Annotated in this window: 23 protein-coding genes; 2 read left to right on the top strand and 21 right to left on the bottom strand. The window is 28.0% G+C overall.

Going from position 1 to position 20,170, the window contains the following annotated elements; translation table 11 throughout:
- Positions 1–87: 87 nt before the first annotated feature.
- Positions 88–1,443, top strand: a complete 1,356-nt coding sequence (locus BDU_RS00560) for a hypothetical protein (protein ID WP_012537881.1) — start codon at positions 88–90, stop codon at positions 1,441–1,443.
- A 39-nt stretch (positions 1,444–1,482) separates the two neighbouring features.
- Here BDU_RS00560 and dnaB read toward each other — a convergent pair whose 3' ends face one another.
- The 6 genes from dnaB to BDU_RS00590 form a co-directional block, all read right to left on the bottom strand.
- Positions 1,483–2,877, bottom strand: a complete 1,395-nt coding sequence (dnaB, locus tag BDU_RS00565; RefSeq protein WP_012537882.1) for a replicative DNA helicase — start codon at positions 2,875–2,877, stop codon at positions 1,483–1,485.
- Positions 2,878–2,895: 18 nt separating this feature from the next.
- A complete protein-coding gene (gene rplI, locus BDU_RS00570) occupies positions 2,896–3,390 on the bottom strand; it encodes a 50S ribosomal protein L9 (protein ID WP_012537883.1) in 495 nt (164 codons plus the stop codon).
- A gap of 13 nt (positions 3,391–3,403) precedes the next feature.
- On the bottom strand, positions 3,404–3,694 hold the full coding sequence (rpsR, locus tag BDU_RS00575; RefSeq protein ID WP_012537884.1) for a 30S ribosomal protein S18: 291 nt from the start codon (positions 3,692–3,694) through the stop codon (positions 3,404–3,406).
- 12 nt (positions 3,695–3,706) lie between these two features.
- On the bottom strand, positions 3,707–4,147 hold the full coding sequence (gene ssb / locus BDU_RS00580) for a single-stranded DNA-binding protein (protein ID WP_012537885.1): 441 nt from the start codon (positions 4,145–4,147) through the stop codon (positions 3,707–3,709).
- Between the two features lie 11 nt (positions 4,148–4,158).
- Positions 4,159–4,563, bottom strand: coding sequence for a 30S ribosomal protein S6 (rpsF, locus tag BDU_RS00585; protein WP_012537886.1), 405 nt, complete (start codon positions 4,561–4,563; stop codon positions 4,159–4,161).
- A gap of 681 nt (positions 4,564–5,244) precedes the next feature.
- Positions 5,245–6,936, bottom strand: a complete 1,692-nt coding sequence (locus tag BDU_RS00590) for a PTS transporter subunit EIIC (protein ID WP_041177677.1) — start codon at positions 6,934–6,936, stop codon at positions 5,245–5,247.
- A gap of 216 nt (positions 6,937–7,152) precedes the next feature.
- Here BDU_RS00590 and trhA point away from each other — a divergent pair, with 216 nt between their 5' ends.
- Positions 7,153–7,839, top strand: a complete 687-nt coding sequence (gene trhA, locus BDU_RS00595) for a PAQR family membrane homeostasis protein TrhA (RefSeq protein WP_012537888.1) — start codon at positions 7,153–7,155, stop codon at positions 7,837–7,839.
- Positions 7,840–7,881: 42 nt separating this feature from the next.
- Here trhA and rseP read toward each other — a convergent pair whose 3' ends face one another.
- The 15 genes from rseP to recA form a co-directional block, all read right to left on the bottom strand.
- The gene (gene rseP, locus BDU_RS00600) at positions 7,882–9,162 is read right to left on the bottom strand and encodes an RIP metalloprotease RseP (RefSeq protein ID WP_012537889.1); all 1,281 of its coding nucleotides are present in this window, start codon (positions 9,160–9,162) and stop codon (positions 7,882–7,884) included.
- Positions 9,163–9,178: 16 nt separating this feature from the next.
- On the bottom strand, positions 9,179–10,084 hold the full coding sequence (locus BDU_RS00605; protein WP_231439638.1) for a phosphatidate cytidylyltransferase: 906 nt from the start codon (positions 10,082–10,084) through the stop codon (positions 9,179–9,181).
- On the bottom strand, positions 10,032–10,724 hold the full coding sequence (gene uppS, locus BDU_RS00610; RefSeq protein ID WP_012537891.1) for a polyprenyl diphosphate synthase: 693 nt from the start codon (positions 10,722–10,724) through the stop codon (positions 10,032–10,034). Before uppS ends, BDU_RS00605 begins: the two co-directional genes overlap by 53 nt.
- Before the next feature lie 4 nt (positions 10,725–10,728).
- Positions 10,729–11,283 (bottom strand): ribosome recycling factor, encoded by a 555-nt coding sequence (gene frr, locus BDU_RS00615; protein WP_012537892.1) that lies wholly within the window; start codon positions 11,281–11,283, stop codon positions 10,729–10,731.
- 37 nt (positions 11,284–11,320) lie between these two features.
- Entirely contained in the window at positions 11,321–12,157 is an 837-nt protein-coding gene (tsf, locus tag BDU_RS00620; RefSeq protein WP_012537893.1) for a translation elongation factor Ts, read from the bottom strand.
- A 21-nt stretch (positions 12,158–12,178) separates the two neighbouring features.
- Positions 12,179–12,943, bottom strand: coding sequence for a 30S ribosomal protein S2 (rpsB, locus tag BDU_RS00625; protein WP_012537894.1), 765 nt, complete (start codon positions 12,941–12,943; stop codon positions 12,179–12,181).
- Between the two features lie 35 nt (positions 12,944–12,978).
- Positions 12,979–13,578, bottom strand: coding sequence for a Maf family protein (locus tag BDU_RS00630; protein WP_012537895.1), 600 nt, complete (start codon positions 13,576–13,578; stop codon positions 12,979–12,981).
- On the bottom strand, positions 13,568–13,846 hold the full coding sequence (locus tag BDU_RS00635) for a hypothetical protein (protein ID WP_012537896.1): 279 nt from the start codon (positions 13,844–13,846) through the stop codon (positions 13,568–13,570). Before BDU_RS00635 ends, BDU_RS00630 begins: the two co-directional genes overlap by 11 nt.
- Before the next feature lie 13 nt (positions 13,847–13,859).
- Positions 13,860–14,534, bottom strand: a complete 675-nt coding sequence (locus tag BDU_RS00640) for a hypothetical protein (protein WP_012537897.1) — start codon at positions 14,532–14,534, stop codon at positions 13,860–13,862.
- A gap of 119 nt (positions 14,535–14,653) precedes the next feature.
- Positions 14,654–15,256, bottom strand: a complete 603-nt coding sequence (locus BDU_RS00645) for a tetratricopeptide repeat protein (protein WP_012537898.1) — start codon at positions 15,254–15,256, stop codon at positions 14,654–14,656.
- The gene (locus BDU_RS00650; protein WP_038365978.1) at positions 15,249–16,910 is read right to left on the bottom strand and encodes a 30S ribosomal protein S1; all 1,662 of its coding nucleotides are present in this window, start codon (positions 16,908–16,910) and stop codon (positions 15,249–15,251) included. Before BDU_RS00650 ends, BDU_RS00645 begins: the two co-directional genes overlap by 8 nt.
- Before the next feature lie 13 nt (positions 16,911–16,923).
- Entirely contained in the window at positions 16,924–17,580 is a 657-nt protein-coding gene (gene cmk, locus BDU_RS00655) for a (d)CMP kinase (protein ID WP_012537900.1), read from the bottom strand.
- A complete protein-coding gene (locus tag BDU_RS00660) occupies positions 17,577–18,314 on the bottom strand; it encodes a pseudouridine synthase (protein ID WP_376984135.1) in 738 nt (245 codons plus the stop codon). Before BDU_RS00660 ends, cmk begins: the two co-directional genes overlap by 4 nt.
- Positions 18,295–19,068, bottom strand: a complete 774-nt coding sequence (locus BDU_RS00665) for a hypothetical protein (protein ID WP_012537902.1) — start codon at positions 19,066–19,068, stop codon at positions 18,295–18,297. Before BDU_RS00665 ends, BDU_RS00660 begins: the two co-directional genes overlap by 20 nt.
- Before the next feature lie 8 nt (positions 19,069–19,076).
- Positions 19,077–20,168, bottom strand: coding sequence for a recombinase RecA (gene recA / locus BDU_RS00670; protein WP_012537903.1), 1,092 nt, complete (start codon positions 20,166–20,168; stop codon positions 19,077–19,079).
- Positions 20,169–20,170 lie beyond the last annotated feature (2 nt).

Genomic DNA, 20,170 nt, shown 5'->3' on the forward strand with positions numbered 1-20,170 from the left:
AAAATACTGAATTATTAAATACAACTTTCATTTACTTAAAAATAAAGTGTTTAATTTATATAAAAACATGTTAGTATTAATCTATAAATGTACTTAGCAAAAGTTGGCTTTAAAACAATAATTATAATGTTAGTAATCAATTCACATGCTTACAATTATTTAATGAAATATCAAAATGACGGAATTGATAAGTATCATTTTGACAAATTAAACGATGGTTTTGGATTTGCTTTAAGTGATTTCTTTGATGACCTCAGAAGTGGATCTTTAATATTCATTCATGAATCAAAACATAATTTTATAATAAATGCAGAAGCACACATGTTAACCTTTAGAGGCGACAAAGAAAGTCCCGAACAATTAAGAAAAAGAATTGATCTATTAGAGCTTGGATTTATGTATTATTTCCCAATTTTATTCAAAACAAAAACTCAATATTTTGGAAATTTTAATATTGGTATTGGAATTAAAAATCTACTCTATGGAAATTGGGGCGGCTCTTTAATACAAAGAGCAGTTCACTTTGCTCTAAGACAATTAAGACCAATTCCTAAAAATTATGAACATTATCATTATAGAGGTTTCATAAGTACAGCCATAAACTACTCTTACATGGGTTTTTTTTATCTTGAAAATTATATAGATTTATCTTATTTTTTAGATTACTTTTTTAAAACAAGTATTTCAATGGATTTTAAAAATCAATTTATAGGGATTGAGACTCAACTTTTTTATCAAATTCAAAGCAAAATAAAAGATATAGAAACATATTTAAAAATACAAGAAGCAGAAACTGGTATTGGAATTCAATATAAACTTTATTCCAAAAATTTCTTTTCGATAAATAATCTTAATTTAAATAATTTCTCAAATAAAGAAAAGTTTTTTAGCGTAGGAGGATTTGGAATAATTATCACAGAAGAATATGATAACCCTATAGAAAATAACTTATATCTCCTAAATCACAATTTCTCTATAGGATATGATATTATGCTTCCATTTCAAACCAGAAATATAATATATTACAAAATAATACCTCAATTAAACTATTATTTTGCAATTTCAGCAAATTATGATATTAATGCACATGAAATAAATAGTCGCACAAATAGATTTTCATCTGGAATAACATATGAATTTTTCACAAAAAATCGGCTCATTTTGTATATAGCTTCTGGTTTATTTTTAGCTTACAATAAAGACAAAAAAGATATAAAATCCATTTACAGGCCATTAAAAATAAAAGATACATTACAAACAGGACTTGAAATTGAACCCGGAGTAAATATAAATGCCTTTACATATAATAAAACAAAATACAACATAAAAATATTTACAAAAATGAATTATTCTCCTCTTGTTTATAACACAAACAATCACACGTTAGAAAAACATAAATTCATTTGCAACTATCTCGGAATCGGCATAAAAATTAATATTTAATGCCTCAAACACCTTAAACATCAAAAAAATATAATCTATCTATAAATAATAGTCCATTTCATGTTCTTTATTAACGAATTTAACAACATGCGGCAAAAATAATATATCAACCCTACCCGTAGGACCATTTCTATGTTTAGCAACAATAACTTTAGTATCAATAGCATTCACAATTCCATCATCATCATCAGAATTATTCTTTAAATCCTTATCTCTATGAAGTAAAATAACAATATCTGCATCTTGTTCTAATGCACCTGATTCTCTTAAACTAGCAAGACTAGGCTCACGTCCCTCAGTATCTCGTGTAAGCTGTGAAAGAGCAACAATTGGTATTTTAAGTTCTCTAGCAAGCTCTTTTAAAGCTTTACTAATTGAAGCTACCTGCTCATGCCTTGGAACATTTTTACTTTCAAGAGAAATAAGACTAATATAATCAACAAAAAGTATATCTATACCTGAAAATCTTTTAAGTTTTCTAGCCTGCGTTGCAAGCGTTAACAAACTAATATTTGCAGTATCCTCAATATAAAATTCAGAATTACTAATATCATTTACAACATCATTAATTGCCTTAATTTCATGTCCTGACAAAATACTATTTTGAATCTTAAAACCATCAATATTAGCCTGAGATGCTATTATTCTTTTAATTAAAGCATCAGAGGTCATTTCAAGTGAAAAAAATCCTACTCTTCGTTTTTTATCACCCTTTAAGGCTATACTGGATGCAATATTTAACGCAAATGCTGTCTTTCCAACACTAGGACGAGCACCAATAATGATAAAATCACTCTCCCTAAATCCACCAATAAGACTATCTACTTTTTTAAAACCACTTGGAATGCCAAAATCAACTTCTCGTTTTTGAACACTCCTCTCATATATTTCAGCATGAACTCTTTCAGCAATTACCTTTGCATGATTAAGATTTTTATTAGAACAATCTAATTCAATTGAAAGAACTTGTCTTTGTGCTTCTTCCACAAATTGTTCAACTTTTTTTGTAGAATCATTAGCCAAATCATTTAGTTCTCTAGAAATTTTTGCAATATCTCTCCTAATACGATGTTCCTTAACAATTTTTGCATAAATATTTATAGTCTTATCAGTTGGAAGATAACCTGAAAGAAAACTTAAATAATCTTGTAAACCCGTTAAAGCTTTCAAATTATTTACAAGTTGTGACTTAGGAGTTATAGTAGAAACCTCCTCAAATACAGTTATCGGATCAATATTTTCTCTTTTCTCATAAAGAGAAATCATAGCTTTAAAAATCATTTCATGATCTTGATTATAAAAGTCATCCGGCTTTAAATATAATAAAGCCTCTTCTACTTTTCCCGGATTATAAAATATACTTGAAATAACTGCCTTTTCTGCACCTTCATTAAAAAGAAGTGTAGAGGTTGTGCTTATCGAAGTAAAAGCCACAAGCTATGCCCCTCTTCCTTAAACTTCTTTTTCAACACTTTTAGACTTTTTAAGAGAATTTTTTTTCTCTTCCCTTTTGATCTCAACCGTAATTACAGAACTAATTCCTTCATAAAGCTTAATAGTAACATTATAAGTTCCAAAGGCCTTTAATGCACCATGATGCATATCTATTTTTCTTCTCTCAATCTCAAATCCAAGTTTCAAAAGTTCATCAGCAATATTTGAGCTATTAATACTATGAAATAATTTACCACTATCATTAGATTGCATTATAAACTCTAAATTTACTTTATCAAGTTTCTCTTTAAGCTCAACTGCCATTTTTCTTCTTGTCTCTTGTCTTTTAAGTATTGCTCTCTTTTTTTGAGAAAAAATATCAATATTATGTTTGTTTGAAAAAACAGCAAAACCCTTTGGCAATAAATAATTTCTAGCAAAACCATCCTTTACATCAACAATATCACCTTCTTTGCCAAGATTAATAAAATCCTCTCTTAAAATAACTTTCATAACTTCTCCTTCATTATTTTTTTACAAAAGGAAGTAAAGCCATATATCTAGCCTTTTTAATTTCAAGTGCAAGACGTCTCTGATGTTTAGCAGAAGTGCCTGTAATTCTTCTAGGCAATATTTTTCCTTGTTCTGTAATAAATTTCTTAAGAAAATCAAACTCTTTATAATCAGGCACTCTATCCATATCACAAAATTTACATGTTTTTTTCTTAAAAAATCTAAAATTAGGATTCTTTTTAAAACCATCCTGATGTCCATCGGTCCTTGAATCTCTTTGATGAGAATCTATATCTTTATACATAAATTAAAACTCCTAAAAAGGTATATCTTCATTAAAACCATTATCAAAATCAATAGTTTTAAATGAATCTGGCTTCTTATAACTTTCAAAATCAACATTGTTTGTTCCCTGAGCAACAGCAGTAGATGATCCAAACATTTGAATTTCATCTACCAAAATACTGCACTTACTTTTCTTATCCCCAGTATTTTTATCTTGCCAACTCTCATACTTTAACGAACCACTAACTACAACTTGTTTACCCTTCTTAAGAAAAGCACTAAGACTTTCGGCTCTTTTAGCAAAAATGACACAATCAAAAAATTGAGCATAATCAATCCATTCATCAAGCTTTTTGATCCTTCTATTGTTAGCTAAAGCAAACTTAAGAATAGCCATACCTGAATCAGTATAAGTAAGTTCAGAATCCCTAGTAAGTCTACCAGACAATACCAAGGAATTAATGTCGGCCATCTACAACCTCCTCAATTTACCTTTAAATCAGCATCAACATTAGACTCTGATGGTTGTTCTTTTTCTTTAATATCTCTATTATCTCTATACTCTCTAAAATTTCTTCTTTTAACTTTCTTAACACTAACTTTTCTGTTAATTTTAACCAAAATCATATATCTAAGCAAATTTTTAATAAGCTTTAATTGTGCTTCAAGCTCTCTTAAATTATCACTTGCCATTTTAAATTCTATTATTTCATACCTACCACGTAACTGTTTTCTAACAGGATATTCTAGTGCTCTCTCTCCAATAGAATTTTCAACAAAATCAACTGCACCAAAAGCTACAAGCTGTTTTTTTACTTCTTCCAAAGCAGATTTATATTCAAGCTCTTCACTCCTAAATAAAAAACAACCTTCATACTTCTTTATCATTCCAACTCCTTATGGTCTTAATTGCACCATAAATTTCTCTAATTTATGGCAAAGGTTATTAACGCTATAATATATTATTTATGTAAAGTATATAAAAACACTTCAATTTTTTCAATTCTTGATAAAAAACAATTGAACTTCTTTTATTATTTATTTTTAATTATTCATAAAAAATGGTTAGATACCTTTAATACTAGATAATAAAAGATCAACTTTTTTTATTATAAAACAAAAATCTCTTTTTCAATGTATTCTTTTTAAAGAATTAAAATTTTAACTTACTATTACTAAAAATTACCCCACGATAGAATATCATAAAAAAAATATTCTATGAAGCTTTTGCAACATACCTACAAATTTAGCATATTTTTTTAAAAAAATCAGCATTAATAACAATATACATGATAAGTTATAACATCATCATAATTAATTACAGATAAATAGCAATAAATACCAAGTTGATTATCTGTATAAACTTTAACTAACAACCAATCAATCTTGCAGAAATAAAATTTATTCTTTTAATAATAAAATTTAAATCATTATTTATCTTCAATATTTTTTATAATCTATATCTCTCCTTTAAATTTTCATTCCTTCAAAAAGATACTTAAATCAATCATAAAAAATAATTTACTATTTAGTAGTTATAAATCTATAATTTTTATTATACTCTCAAGTTTAATCTCTATCATCTTTATTAAGCTTATAAAGCTTCCCTGTTGCTCCTTGTTTTTCACGCTTATCATCTTCTTTCATATCAATATATGCTTTAATTCCTTGTCTTATATTCTCAGATGCAACAATAACACTGGCTTTAAACAAACTTTTGGAAGAATAGTTTTCAATAGCCTGTTTTATATAATAAACATTTGTTCCATAATCAATTTGAATTGTATTACCAACTGTAACAATATTCAAAGCACCTGTTTTTTTAAGAAAATCTTCAAACCTAAGTTCTGGACTGAAAACCACAAAGTTTAAATTTGTCGATACAACACCAAATTCTTGAATATTATCAAGACCTCCAAGTCCTTGAACTATTAAATGAGCAATCCCCATCCCTTCAACTTCACCTTCACTTCCAGCAAAAAACGGCTCTCCAACACCAAGAATTTGAAAATCAAAATAATTATAAACCCATTTAAAAGTAAAATAATACAAAGCAAAAAATAACAAACCTAATGGTAACAAATAGAGCCAATTTGTCTTATCATGCCCTTGTAATATCCCAAACATAACAAAATCCAAAAATCCAGCAGAAAAAGTCATACCAACTGAAATATCAAGTATATTAGCAATTAACAATGCAAATCCAGTATAAATAGCATGCACAAAATAAAGCAAAGGAGCTGTAAAAACAAATAAAAACTCTAAAGGTTCTGTAATGCCAGTAAAAAAAGCTGCAAAAGCCCCTGGAAATAACAATGCTAAGATCTTACGCTTATCATCATGAATAATCCCTCTATAAACTCCAAATGCTGCCCCAGGAAGTCCAAACATAATAGAAAGATAAAATCCACTATTGAATCTAGAAATACTTGAAGAAAATTTTGTAAGATATGGATCTGACAATTGAGCATAAAATATATTCTGAATACCACCAACAACCTGATCATTAATTATTTCAGATCCTCCCAAAGAAGTAAAATTAAAAGGGAATGTCAAAATAGAATGAAGTCCTAAAGGAATGAGTATTCTGTTTAAAAATCCATAAAAAAAACTACCATAATAATCTAACTTAGCAATAAAAAATCCAAAAGAAGTGATAAGTTCATTAAAATAAGGCCAAATTAAAAAAAATAATACTCCCAATAAAATACAAAAAGGAAAAATTACCATAGAAACAAATCTAATTCCAGAAAAAATATCAAAAGGTCCTGGTAATTCAATATTACAAAATCTATTATGTAAATAACCAACTAAAAGCCCAACCGATAAACCACCCAAAATACCTGTGTTTAAAGTTTGGATTCCTAAAACTTTAACTTGTCCAACAGAAGACATCAAATCAGATTCAGCTAATCCTGAAAATACCCCAAGAAAATAATTTTCAGTAACGTTAAAAATTAAATATCCAACAAGACCTAAAAGCGCAGCAGTACCTTTTTGAACTCTAGCAACAACAACAGCAATACCTATAACAAAAAATAAAGGAATATTTAATATAACAATATTGCTTATACTTTTAATAAGACCCAAAATCAATTTAAAAACAGCATTATCAATATAAAATAAATTAGAAGGATTTAAAAATGCTGACCCTATACCCAGCATCAAAGAAAAAATCGTAGTAACAGAAATTGGCAATCTCACTGCACTAGAAAACTTTTGCAAATTAGCAAATTTCAAAATTTTTAAAAAACCTATCACGCTGAACCTCTCCATCTAAAAATTAAGACAATTCAACATTATATTGCTTTTTTTAGAAAAAGTTAGATTTTAATATAAAAATTTAATAAGAAAATTAACATAATCTCTAGTTCCATATTAAATTATTTTCAACCGCTTGATTTATGTCTTATTTTGCACTAATATACCTAAAATAAAGAAATATATACATATTATTAATATGAAAAAGAGTGAATTATGTCTAAAAAAAATCAAAACGTACCATCATATAATGATATAATACCTAAAAATGAATTATTTAGTTCAATATCTCACTTGTTTGGTATTATCCTATCAATTATAGGAACAACTATTCTTATAACCCTATCAATCAATCTAAAAAAATATCTTCATGCAATATTATTTTTAATCTATGGTTCATCAATGACATTATTATACACAATGAGCACCTTATATCATATATTTGCAAAGGGAAGCAAAATAAAACAACTATTTAGAAAATTTGATCATATATCAATATTTATACTAATAGCAGGAACATATACCCCACCATGTCTAATTCTTATGCCCAATATTTATGGGAAAATAATTCTTACAACCGTTTGGGGATTTGCCATTTTAGGAATCATTTTTAAATCAATATACATAAATAGTCCTGGATGGATTAACGGATGCATATTTATCATCATGGGATGGAGTATTATATTCGGAATCAAACTCATCTATAACATACTCCCTATACAAGGATTTTTATGGCTAGCTATTGGGGGCATCCTTTATACAATAGGAGGAATAGTATATTCAACAAGTAAAAAACTAAACCCAATATCAAATATGAGAATGCATGACTTTTTTCATATATTAATATTACTTGCATCATTTGCACATTATTGGTTTATGTTTCAATATGTACTGCCTTATTAATTCAAGTTTTGCATACTACTAAAATTAATATATAAAAGTATTTTAAAAATTACTCAAATCATTTAAAAGTCCTAATATAAAAAGAATCAGCATCATTAAAATACCAAAAAGATAAAAATAGTAAATAATCTTTGCTTTAAATCTCTTTCCACGCACAAGTTCAATAAAACTAATCAAAATTTGACCACCATCAAGCATTGGAATTACAACAAAAAATAAATTCATACCAGCAATCAATAAATTAAAAATAGCAAGAGTATCAAGCCAATACAATACCCCAAAAGAAAAAGACCCAGCAAAAATATTAATCATCCCAACAGGCCCCGTAATATTCTTAGAATTACTTCTAAAATTAGTAAACAACTCAATAATAGAATATAAAATACGACCTAAAATATCTAAAACTTTATTAAACGATTTTGTAAAAGCAATTACCAAATTATCCGCTCTCACCAATCGTTTTAAACCAGGTAATAAATAAATTCCTAAATTTTTATTAATATCCTGAAATACCAATTTTGAAGTCAAAATTTCTCCATCTCTTTCATATTTAATATCTACCACATTAACATCAAGTTTAGAAATTAAATCATCTAAATCCCTATTATTACTTATAGACACATCATTAATGCTTACTATTCTATCATTAGGCTGAAGGCCAGCAACTTCGGCTGAAGAATTAATTTTAACTTTAGCAACAACAAGATCTATCCAAGGGTTAATTTCTTCTAAAAACTTATCTAAACTTGTGTTATCCTCAAAACTAATATTCTCACCATCCCTTAAAACAGTAAAGGTTACTTTAGAATTTTTTAAAGGAAGAACTTTCTTTAAATCAGAATAATACTTTATATTAGTATTATCAACGTTCAATATAACATCACCATCTCTAAATTTACTTAAAGCATTTTTATTAATAACGATTATCTTATTAGAATAATCGGGATAAACAATTCCTATCATTTCAATTACAATAAAAACAATTAATGCAAAAATCAAATTAAAAAGAGGCCCTGCAAAATATATTAATATCCTTTTAAAATGAGAAATACCAAAAATAGAATCTTTATCTGCTTCAAGTTGTTTATTTAACCTAAGTTCGTGTTCCAAATGTTCAGACCCTTTAAGTTTACAGTATCCCCCTAAAAAAATAGGAGAAAATCTATACTCAGTATCCTTTATTTTAATTTTAAAAAGACTGGGGCCTATTCCTATAGAAAAAACTTCAACCTTAACTTTAAAAAGTCTTGCAAAAAATAAATGCCCCAACTCATGAATGAATATTATAAAAGTGAAAGCTAAAATACTAAAAAAAATATACATTAATGACTCCCCAAAACTACGACAAATATAAATAAAATATAGGACCTGTTAAGAGATATGAATCAATTGAATCAAGAGCACCACCTCTACCAGGAATAATTTTACCAGAATCTTTAACTCCTGCACTACGCTTAAGTCCAGATTCAAACAAATCACCAATAATAGTAAAAAATCCTATTAAAACTCCAAAAACCATAGCCTCTCCATAAGTTAAATTTATCAATCCTAAGCTTACTACAATAAGTACAACAATGACAGAAAATAGTATACCACCAAAAAATCCCATTATAGTCTTATTAGGACTAATAATAGTGGGCTTATAACTATTTTTTCCAAAGAAATATCCAAAAAGATAAGCAAAAGTATCATTACCACTAACCATAGAAAAAAGTATTAATAAAAGAATAGGTGCTTTTGGCAAAGTAGTAATAGCAACAACAAATGACATCAAAATACCTGGATATATGAGTATAAAAATTATAGAAGTTGCTTGTGATAAAAAATTAACAATTTCATTTTCTTTAATAAAAACCAAATTGACAATCCAGTTACTAAAAACCAAAGTTATAACTAAATAAAATACTATATTAATGCCTAAATCTAAAATATTAAAATGCACATATGTCAAAATTGGAGGGAATATTCCTAAAAAGAAAGATAAAGTACTAGAAACAGAAGCAGACTTAAATTTAAGCAAATCATTAACTTCTTTTGCAGCAATTCCACTAAACATAAAAATTAAAATATTAATGAATAAATAACTCTTAAACTCTAAAAATATTAAAAGCAAGACCAAAGGAACAAAAAATAAAAATGTTCCAAGTCTAGCAACAAATGTCAACTTTTTAGACCTAATACTAAATAAACCTTTATCTCCCAAAGTTTCTCTTCCTATTCTTAAAACATTCCAAATCTCTCTCATAATGAAAAACAAAATAATCTGGCCATAAAACATTTGAAAAAATAAATTCACAATAAGCAAGTCTCCATAAAAGAAAATTACTTACTCTCATATCTCCACCTGTTCGAATTAAGAGATCAAGATCACCAAGTTCTTGATTATCTAAAAACTTAGCAAATTCAACCTCATTTAAAGTTTCAACTGATAACCCTTTTGCTAAAACTTTCTTAATAGCTCTAACTATTTCATTTCTGCCGCCATAATTAATAGCCAAATTTAATATAAGTCCATCAAAATTCTTTGTATAATTAGTAGCATCTTCAATCGACTTTTTAACTTTTTGACTTAAAGTTTCAATATCGCCTGAAACCACTACCCTTATATTGTTTTCAGCATAAAATTTAAACTCAGAACTTAGATAATCGGCAATTAAAAACATCAAATGTTCTATTTCAGAATTTGTTCTATTCCAATTTTCTGTAGAAAAAACATAAAGAGATAAACACTTTATACCCAATTCACAAGAATGTTTCACTATTTCTTTAGCTCTCTTTAAACCCTCTTTATGTCCTTCAAAAAATGACAAACCTTTTTTTAATGCCCATCTCCTATTTCCATCCATAATGATCCCAACATGACTTGGAAGAGAATTACTACTCATAAACTTAAACTTCCATTATCTCTTTTGCTTTTAAATCAAAAATCCCATCTATTTTTTTAATATAAAAATTGGTATCTCGTTGAATATCATCTAAAATTCGTCGTAAATCATCCTCAGTAATCTGAGAATCTTTTTCTTGCTTTTTTGCTTTATTATTTAATTCATGCCTTATATTTCTAGTTGCAATTTTATGATCCTCAGCTATTTTCTTTGCTTGTTTTACTATTTCTTTTCGTCTCTCGATAGTCAAAACAGGCACCTTAATCCTAAGTACTGATCCATCACTTGAAGGATTCATTGAGAGATCTGAATTGAGTATAGCCTGTTCTATTTTAGATAACAGACTTCTATCCCAAGGCTGAATGACAATAAGCCTTGCCTCAGGAACACTAATATTAGCAACCCTAGTTAAAGGAGTTTTTTCTCCATAATAATCAACAAATACTTTATCAAAAAGAGCGCTATTTACTCTACCGGTTCTTAAAGACTTATATTCACTCTCAAGAGATAAAACAACCCTTCCCATCTTTTCATCTAATAAAGCTTTATATTCCTCCATTCAAACCTCCTTAAAAAATCAAAAGAATCACAAATTATTATCCAACACTTAAATACTTAAATTCCACCACCTCTATTTTACTTAAAATCAACTTAGAAACCTCTTCTATTTTTTCTTTAACAGTAAGTTTATCATCCTTTACAAACCCTTGTTCCAAGAGGGCAATTTCTCCTAAATGTTTTTTAAGTTTTCCCGATATTATCCCTTTAACTACATTTTCAGGTTTTCCACTAGATTCCATTTGTCTCATAAAAATTTCTTCCTGTTCTTTAATATAATTAAGACAAATATCATTAACACTTAAATAAAGAGGAGAAAAAGCTGCCACATGCAAAGCTAAATCCATTGCAAAATTATTTAATTTTTCATCTTGCATTTTTAAAACATCATCTATTTTAAATTTAACAAACACACCTATCTTAGAATGATCCCCATGAAGATAATTTTTCACAAGCTCATTAGATGCAATGTTAGAAATATAAACTTTACTTACATAAATATTTTCTTTAATTGTGGCTGCCAAATTTTTAATTTCAAGTTCTTGATGTTCATCTAAAATATCTCTACCACTTTCGACTAATTGTTTTATCAAAGAATTTCCAAAAGCCACAAAATCACTATTCATAGCAACAAAATCTGTCTCGCATGCAATAAGTAAAAGACCCACTCTTTCTGTATTAACATAAGAAAAAACTCTCCCTTCCTTAGCATCTCTACCACTTCTCTTATCAGCAGATACAATACCCATCTCCTTAAGCTTTTTCTTAGCTAATTCAAAATCACCACCAGCAACACTTAATGCCTTTTTACAATCACCAAATCCAGCACCAGTTGCATCTCTGAGTTTTTTTACTTCTTGAGGACTAATACTCATATTACTCTCCTTATATACATTTTATGATTCTTTCCTTTCATTCTTTACTTCAATTTCGCTCATTAAATCTTCTTCATTCAAATTTTCAACTATTTGAATGCCAACCTCTTTATCACTCTCCAAGATAGCATCAGATATTATCTTAGTAAATAAAGCAACAGAACGAATTGCATCATCATTGCCAGGAATTGGACAATCAATTACATCTGGATTACAGTTAGTATCAACAACTGCAATTATAGGAATACCAAGTTTTCTAGCTTCATTAATAACAATTTGTTCCCTCTTAGGATCAATTATAAAAATAGCACCGGGAAGCTCTTCCATATCCTTAATACCTGTCAAATTTTTAGCTAATTTTAGCTTTTCACGATTAATTTGAGAAACTTCCTTTTTACTAATCATTTCAAAAGTTCCATCAACTTCCATTTTTTCCAATTTTTTTAATTTTTGAACTGATTTCTTAATAGTATTAAAATTTGAAAGCATACCACCAAGCCACCTATTATTAACATAGGGCATCTCACTTCTTTTAGCTTCCTGTTCAATGATCTCACTTGCCTGTTTTTTAGTACCAACAAATAAAACCTTCTTACCATTCTTTATAACGCTCTGAACAAGTTCATAAGAATCTTTAATTCCTTGTAGAGTTTTTTGTAAATCTAAAATATGTATTTCATTTCTCTCTGAAAAGATAAATCTTTTCATCCTTGGATCAAGCCTTTTTACCTGATGACCAAAATGAACTCCAGCCTCCAAAAGGCTTTTCATAGTAATTACTGCCAAAACAACCTCCCAAATCCCTCGCTATTACTCACTACTTATATAGCGGAAATTATATTTTCTTTAATAAGAATATCATAAAACAAACCAATTGGTAAGCCTACAATGTTTGAATAATTACCATTAATATATTCAATCAATATATCTGAAACACCATTTTTAAGACTTATACCTCCAGACTTATCTTTCCAATATCCAAGAGAAATATAATGATAAACGATATCAGGAGTTAATTCTCTAAATTTAATAAATGAAACTTCACAAGCTTTCACTATTTTTTCTTTTACTGGAATAAAAATACATAAACTTGTTTCAACCTCAACAAGCTTACAGCTATATTCCATTATTTTAACAAAATCTTCCTTTTCATCTTGTATTTTGCCAATATAAATAGAATCATTTTTTACTAAAGTATCAACAGTAATTAAACATTTATCTTTTCCATATTTTTCAATGGCATTAGTAAGCTTAAGAAGCGAGATCTTTTTTGTAATTTCCATCTCACCGGATCTCATGATTAAATTTTCATCAATATCAACACTAAGAGAAACAAAATTAAGCTTTAAAGCATTTAAAAATTCAATTCTAGCAAGAGAATTTGATACAAGCGCAATTTCAAAATTCTCTTTATAAATCATTCTTACTCCTCTCAGAAAATCTTAATAAAGATACCAAAACTACTGAACCAATAATTGGAAACAAATAAAATAAAATATTTATCTGTCTATCATAATAATCGGAATAAAAAAGAGGAATAAAAAATAAAAATAAAACACTTCCTAAAAAACTTATAAAATAAATAAGTAAAAACTTAAATCGCAATATACCAAAAAAAACAACAAAAAAACTTACTAAAAAAGAAATAATAATATTAGTTAAAATTAAATGAAGAAAAAATGCTAACATACCTTACCTTCAACTAATTTGACAATTCAAAACTGTTTAAAGTCCCTAAATTAACAATAACACTATATAGATCACCTTCAATAGCATTACCTGCTGCCATAACAAAAATCACTAAATTATACTTAGGAGAAACATCCCTTGTAAAAAAGCTATCACTAATATGTTTAAGATCAAATGGTCTATCTTTGCTATCTGATACTTTAGATTTCTTCAAAACATCAAAAAATTCAGTATAAAAACCATCAACAACATAAGATCTGTACATATTCTTAATCTCTTTAAGAATAGGAGATGAAGAATCATTACCCTTCCTTATAGTAATAAACGCTGAACCAGGAATACTTTTTCTTAAATTTTCAAAATTTAATTCAATATATAAAGGAAATTTACCTTGAATCCAACTCTTATCCAATTTTAAGGTAGGACTTCCTGAAAAACGATCTCGATCTAAATTTATTTTATAAAACCCTCTCAAATTAAATGCACTAACATTATTAAAAACACTCTTTAATGCATCAAAATCTCTTTGAACACTTCTTGCAAAACCACTAAAATTATGATTCGTACCTTCCGGATAAAATTTATAATATATATCAAAACCTCTAACCTTAGCATTACTACTCTTATCAAAATACCCATAAGGTAATTTAAAAGCCAAAATATCTCTAGAAGCTCTACTATCAACCACAGAAGGAGAATCAACTAAAGCGATATCCTCAATTCCACAACCAAATATAAAAAAAAATACACTTAAAAATATAATATAACTAAATCCTCCTTGAATATTTAAATAAAAAACAAATCAAATTATTTAAGCTGAAAAAGCTTATTTTTAGCAATATTAATATATAAATTATCTTCATAAGAAAAATTAGCAATCTTCTCATATATATCAATAGCCAATTTTTTATCTTGTAATTCAACTAATATTGCCTTTCCAAGCAAAGCCCTAATTTTCATAAAATCTAATTTAGTTTGATTAATCACATTATCATACATTAACAAAGCATTTTCCACTTGTCCTATTTTTTCATAAATAACAGCTTTATTAATATAAGCTAATTCCCGCTCAATCCACTTTGACGCAATAACAACATCTAAATCTTTAAGAGCTTCTTCATACAAACCTTTGCTCTGAGAATAAGTAGACTTTGCAAGATAAAAACGTGGAAGAAATTCATAAGTAATATCATCTTTACTGTTTAAAGCCTTTTCTATTTTAGATTCTAAATTTTGCCTTTCTTCAGTATTTTTTGATTTCAAATAAAGATTTAAATCTTGCTCAAGATTTTCTACTATCTCTCCTCCTTCTTTTACATAATTTATATCCGTAAAATCATAAAAATAAATAATAATTCCTACAAAAATAATAACTGCAAGAATACCGATAAAAAATTTATTTTTAAACATCAGAATCCCTCTTTAAAAGATTTGCAAATGGCTTATAAGATTCCTCATCATCCTCCTTAAATAGATAAGAAGAAATTTCTTCGCTCGATTTTTGTTCTTTATATGCCTTGTAAGAAAGCAAAACCAATTTATTCTTAAAGTCAATATTGGTGATTATAACCTTAATTTTATCCCCAACATTTAACTTTTCAAAAGTCTCCAAACTAGACTCTTTTGTATCTCCAAGTTGAATTTTACTAATAAAGCCCATAATTTTACCATAAACTCTTACTTGAACCCCCTTAGATCTCTTTTCCATAATTTCAACTTCAAGAACATCACCTTTTTTATAACTCTTAGAAAAATCATCCCAAGGATTTTCTTCTAATTGTTTAATTCCCAACTTAATATTTTGCCTTTTAGCATCAAATTCTATAACTTTACCACTAATAGAACTACCAAGCTCAAAGTATTTCTCAGGATTAACTTCCTCAACCCAAGAGATATCAAATTTACTAATATATGCATCTATACCCTCTTCTATACTTACAAAAGCACCAGTTTTGGTAATATTTTTAACAACACCCTGAACAACCTTCCCAACACCACACCTATCAGCCAAATTATTCCATGGATTCTCATTGACTTGTTTAATACCTAAAGAAATTTTTTGATTTTCTTTATCTATCTCTAAAATCTTAACTTCTACAATTTGTCCAACCTTTACCAATTCCTGAGGACTTTTTATAGATCTTACCCAAGAAAAATTACTAATATGAAGAAATCCTGATATTGCACTATCAAGTTCAACAACAGCACCAAAAGGTAATATTTTAACAATCTTTCCCTTTACAATACTCTCAACCTTATATTTAGATTCAACAGAATCCCAAGGATTTACCTTTAAAGCCTTAAGGGATAATTCCATTTTGCCTGTATTTGTACTCAACTTAATAATCTTCAATCTTAATTTATCATCAACATGAATAAAATCTTCAACATTCTCAACACGATTAAATGCAATATTTCTCTTATGCAAAACTCCTAAAACAAGATTCTTAATCCTTATAATAGCACCATAATCTGTAATCTTCTCAACAATACCATCAACTATATCTCCTTCACTATAAGAACTAACAAGCTCTTTTCGCTTCAGAAACTCCCGTTCTCTCTCTAAAGTACGCCTATCAAGAATAAGCCTAAGACCATCAGATTTATCTGCCTGAATAACATAAAATTCAACTACAGAACCTCTTTTTAATTTTTCATCTCTCAATTGAGAACTTAAATAAAATGGCATAAACCCAGTAACATTATCATTAATCTGAACTTTATATCCACTTGAAAGTTCAACTAAAATTTTGCCTTTAAGTACTTTTCTATTCGCAATATATTCATCAATTTTATCTTGCAAATTAAGAGAATCAAGTTTCGATACACTAAGAACCAAACCTAATTCTCCTCCTACTTTTGTAACTATTGCATCAAGTTTATCTCCAACATTTGGAATGGTCTCAAATTCATCAATTTTAATAAAACCCTCAGACTTATAACCAATATCTACAAGTACATAATCTTTCATAATATTTATAACAATACCAGAAACACTACTACCTAGTTCTACCTTCTCAAGAACCTTTAGATAATTTTCTTGTAAATCTTCTTGATTTTCCATTCTCACCTCTCTATCACTTTTTTTTCAAATTAAACGTCTTTATGATAATATCACATACATCATCTAAACTTTTATAGCTTGTATCAATATAAAAAACCCCTTTACCCAACTTCAATTTACCATACTCTTTATTTTGATCAATTTCATCTCGCTTCTCAAGTGCCTGCTCCAGTTCAATTAAAGCCATATCATCATCCCTTTGATTATACCGTCTTAAAGTTCTCACTTCAACAGAAGCATCAAGATATATTTTAATCTTAGCTTCTGGAAATACTACAGTAGTAATATCTCTACCCTCTATTATATAATCATCATCTTGAATTTTAACTATTTCTCTTAATTTTTTATTCACAATCTTCCTAATATTTACATAAGAAGAATAAAGAGAAACTTGAAAATCTATTTTTTCAGTTAAAATATGACTTATAACATCAACACCATTTAAAAGAAAAGAATTATCATTATATTTAATATCATTTTGAGATATTAAATCCACAAGTTTACTCTCATTAAGCAAATCATACTCATTTAAAGTAAATCTTTGAGCAATTAAAGTTATTATTCTATACAAATAACCAGAACTAATAAATTTAAAACCCAATTTCATACTCAATGCTTTTGAAACAGAACTTTTTCCTGAAGCTGAAGGTCCATCAATTGCTATTATCACATCAATGCCCCCAAAAACTGAGTTTTTAATTTATTAATTTTAGCTAAAGACAAAACCTTAATTTGTCCTTCTTTCAAATTACTCAATGTAATATTACCTATCCTAACTCTATGCACTTTCTTTAAAAAGATATTCCTACTTAAAAAAACTTTACGAATTTCTCTATTTTTACCTTCTGTTAAAATTAACCTGGCTGTATTATTACCAAGCATAACATAAGACTTTAACTTAAAAAGTTCATTATCAACTTTTATTCCATTCTTAAAATTAACAAGCAAATCTTCACTAACAACCCTTTTTGATTCAATAATATATTCCTTTTCTATTTCATTCTTTGGATGCACAATACTATTTGCAAACCGACCATCATTAGTAAAAAGCAAAAGACCAGAACTTTTAAAATCAAGCCTGCCAATTGAAAATAAACGTTCTCTAAATAAAGGCTGAACCAAAGATATTGCCAATTTTCTTCCCATTGGATCAAAATTTGAACAAAGGTAATTTATAGGTTTATTAAGAGCAATATAAATTTTATTTACAACTTTAGAATCTTGAAAAACAAACACTTGTTTTCCATACTCCACTCTATCACCCAAGAAAACTTTATCTCCAAGCTTAGCAAAAATGCCATTTACTTTGATAAGATTTTTTCTTATAAGCTCTTCGCAAAACCTCCTAGAACCTATACCTTTTTCTGCCAAAAAAACATGTACTCTAAGCCCTTTGCTGTTTATATTCGTCAATACCTCTTCCCTTTATTACAATTAATTCATTATTTACATAAACCAAATCTATAACATTTGACATTTTATATTCAAGAACGATTAAAAAATAACAAAATCTCTCAAAAAAGTAAAATTTATCATCTAAACGCAATAAAAATTCAAATCTACACTTATCCTCTTTAGCCAAAAGTAACATGATTTTATTTTTTTTATCTGCAATCTTAGCATCATAAGTATCTAAAACAATATTAAACCTAAATCTATCAGATAAAATATCATTTCGTTCTTTACTGACCCTCATTGTTCTATCTTTATTCTTAACTTCATTAATATTAGCAATATAATTCTTCGCATCATCTACATTTTGTAAAAAGACAACATTTTCCTTTAAAAAAGGAAATTTAGATATATCTAAACATACTTCATCTTTTTTTCGAACAAATTTTCTAGACACCACATATTTATCACTAAATTTCATCAACTTATTAACTATTTCTTTTTCAACAAATTTTCGATCTTTTAATTTAACTGGATAGAGTACTTGGGTTTTTAAATAAAGCAAACTAGTTGTAAAAGAATAAAATTTAATTAATTCTCTAACATCCATTTCAATATTTTCAGAAAACGCTAAAAAATCTTCTATTATTTGATTTAAATTAAAAGTCTTAAGAATTTCTCTTTTATTTCTTATGTAATCAAAAAAGACCCCTATTTCTCCTTTAAAATCATTACAAACAATCAAATAATTATCTAAATTCATCATTTCTTATTTTATTCTTTATTTTCCTCACTCTTAGAAATATCAACTGTAAGAGAATCTTGACTAGGACTTTCAAATATTATTTTTCTAAGTTTATTTTCAAGTTCATTTGCAAGGGCTTTTTCCTTAAAAAGATACTCAATAACATTTTCTCTACCTTGTCCTAAGTTATCATCTCCCATAGCATACCAAGAACCTGATTTTTGAACCAAATTATATTTAATAGCAGCATCTAATATACTCGCCTCACGCGAAATACCTTTACCAAAATAAACTATAAGTTCGGCTTTACGAAAAGGAGGTGCCACTTTATTTTTAACAACCTTAACTCTTATCTTGTTACCAATAACATTATCTGAAGAACTGCCTATAACTTGCTCAACCTTTCTAACTTCAAGACGAAGGGAAGAATAAAATTTCAAAGCATTTCCTCCAGTAGTAGTCTCTGGACTACCAAAGACTAAACCAATTTTCATTCTTATTTGATTAATAAACATAATACAAGTATTAGATTTTGAAAGTATGGCTGTAATTTTCCTTAAAGCCTTACTCATAAGTCTTGCTTGAAGTCCAATTTGAGTATCACCCATCTCGCCATCAATTTCTGCTTGTGGCGTCAAAGCCGCAACAGAATCAACAACAATTAAATCAACTCCACCACTCCTAATTAAATATTCAGCAATATCAAGGGCTTGTTCTCCTGTATCAGGTTGACTAAGCCAAAGTTCATTAATATTAACACCCAAGGCCCTTGCATAAACAGGATCAAGAGCATGTTCAGCATCAATAAAAGCCGCAATTCCACCTGTCTTTTGAATCTCAGCAATTGCTTGAAGAGTTAAAGTAGTTTTACCAGAAGACTCAGGACCAAAAATTTCCACTACTCTGCCTCTAGGATACCCACCAATACCAATTGCCTCATCAAGCAAAATAGAACCACTAGGTATGCTCTCTAAATATTTTCCTACAGGAGATTCTCCCATTTTAATAAGACTTCCTTTTCCAAAATCCTTCTCTATTTGCACTCTAGCAAGTTCAATGGCTTTTTCTTTGTTCAATTTATTTTTCAAAGAATCATCCATTGGATCTTTTAATTTTGACATCT

The organism is Borrelia duttonii Ly (genome assembly GCF_000019685.1).
In the GTDB taxonomy this organism is placed as follows: domain Bacteria; phylum Spirochaetota; class Spirochaetia; order Borreliales; family Borreliaceae; genus Borrelia; species Borrelia duttonii.

Excerpts from the sequence above, each read along its gene's own strand:
- uppS (WP_012537891.1), bottom strand. The coding sequence starts at position 10,724 with ATGAGTAGTAATTCTCTTCCAAGTCATGTTGGGATCATTATGGATGGA.
- BDU_RS00635 (WP_012537896.1), bottom strand. The coding sequence starts at position 13,846 with ATGTTAGCATTTTTTCTTCATTTAATTTTAACTAATATTATTATTTCT.
- trhA (WP_012537888.1), top strand. The coding sequence starts at position 7,153 with ATGTCTAAAAAAAATCAAAACGTACCATCATATAATGATATAATACCT.
- BDU_RS00665 (WP_012537902.1), bottom strand. The coding sequence starts at position 19,068 with ATGATGAATTTAGATAATTATTTGATTGTTTGTAATGATTTTAAAGGA.
- BDU_RS00645 (WP_012537898.1), bottom strand. The coding sequence starts at position 15,256 with ATGTTTAAAAATAAATTTTTTATCGGTATTCTTGCAGTTATTATTTTT.
- ssb (WP_012537885.1), bottom strand. The coding sequence starts at position 4,147 with ATGGCCGACATTAATTCCTTGGTATTGTCTGGTAGACTTACTAGGGAT.
- rpsR (WP_012537884.1), bottom strand. The coding sequence starts at position 3,694 with ATGTATAAAGATATAGATTCTCATCAAAGAGATTCAAGGACCGATGGA.
- BDU_RS00560 (WP_012537881.1), top strand. The coding sequence starts at position 88 with ATGTACTTAGCAAAAGTTGGCTTTAAAACAATAATTATAATGTTAGTA.
- frr (WP_012537892.1), bottom strand. The coding sequence starts at position 11,283 with ATGGAGGAATATAAAGCTTTATTAGATGAAAAGATGGGAAGGGTTGTT.
- rpsF (WP_012537886.1), bottom strand. The coding sequence starts at position 4,563 with ATGATAAAGAAGTATGAAGGTTGTTTTTTATTTAGGAGTGAAGAGCTT.
- rseP (WP_012537889.1), bottom strand. The coding sequence starts at position 9,162 with ATGTATATTTTTTTTAGTATTTTAGCTTTCACTTTTATAATATTCATT.
- BDU_RS00605 (WP_231439638.1), bottom strand. The coding sequence starts at position 10,084 with ATGAGAGAGATTTGGAATGTTTTAAGAATAGGAAGAGAAACTTTGGGA.
- BDU_RS00650 (WP_038365978.1), bottom strand. The coding sequence starts at position 16,910 with ATGGAAAATCAAGAAGATTTACAAGAAAATTATCTAAAGGTTCTTGAG.
- recA (WP_012537903.1), bottom strand. The coding sequence starts at position 20,168 with ATGTCAAAATTAAAAGATCCAATGGATGATTCTTTGAAAAATAAATTG.
- tsf (WP_012537893.1), bottom strand. The coding sequence starts at position 12,157 with ATGAGTATTAGTCCTCAAGAAGTAAAAAAACTCAGAGATGCAACTGGT.
- BDU_RS00630 (WP_012537895.1), bottom strand. The coding sequence starts at position 13,578 with ATGATTTATAAAGAGAATTTTGAAATTGCGCTTGTATCAAATTCTCTT.
- rplI (WP_012537883.1), bottom strand. The coding sequence starts at position 3,390 with ATGAAAGTTATTTTAAGAGAGGATTTTATTAATCTTGGCAAAGAAGGT.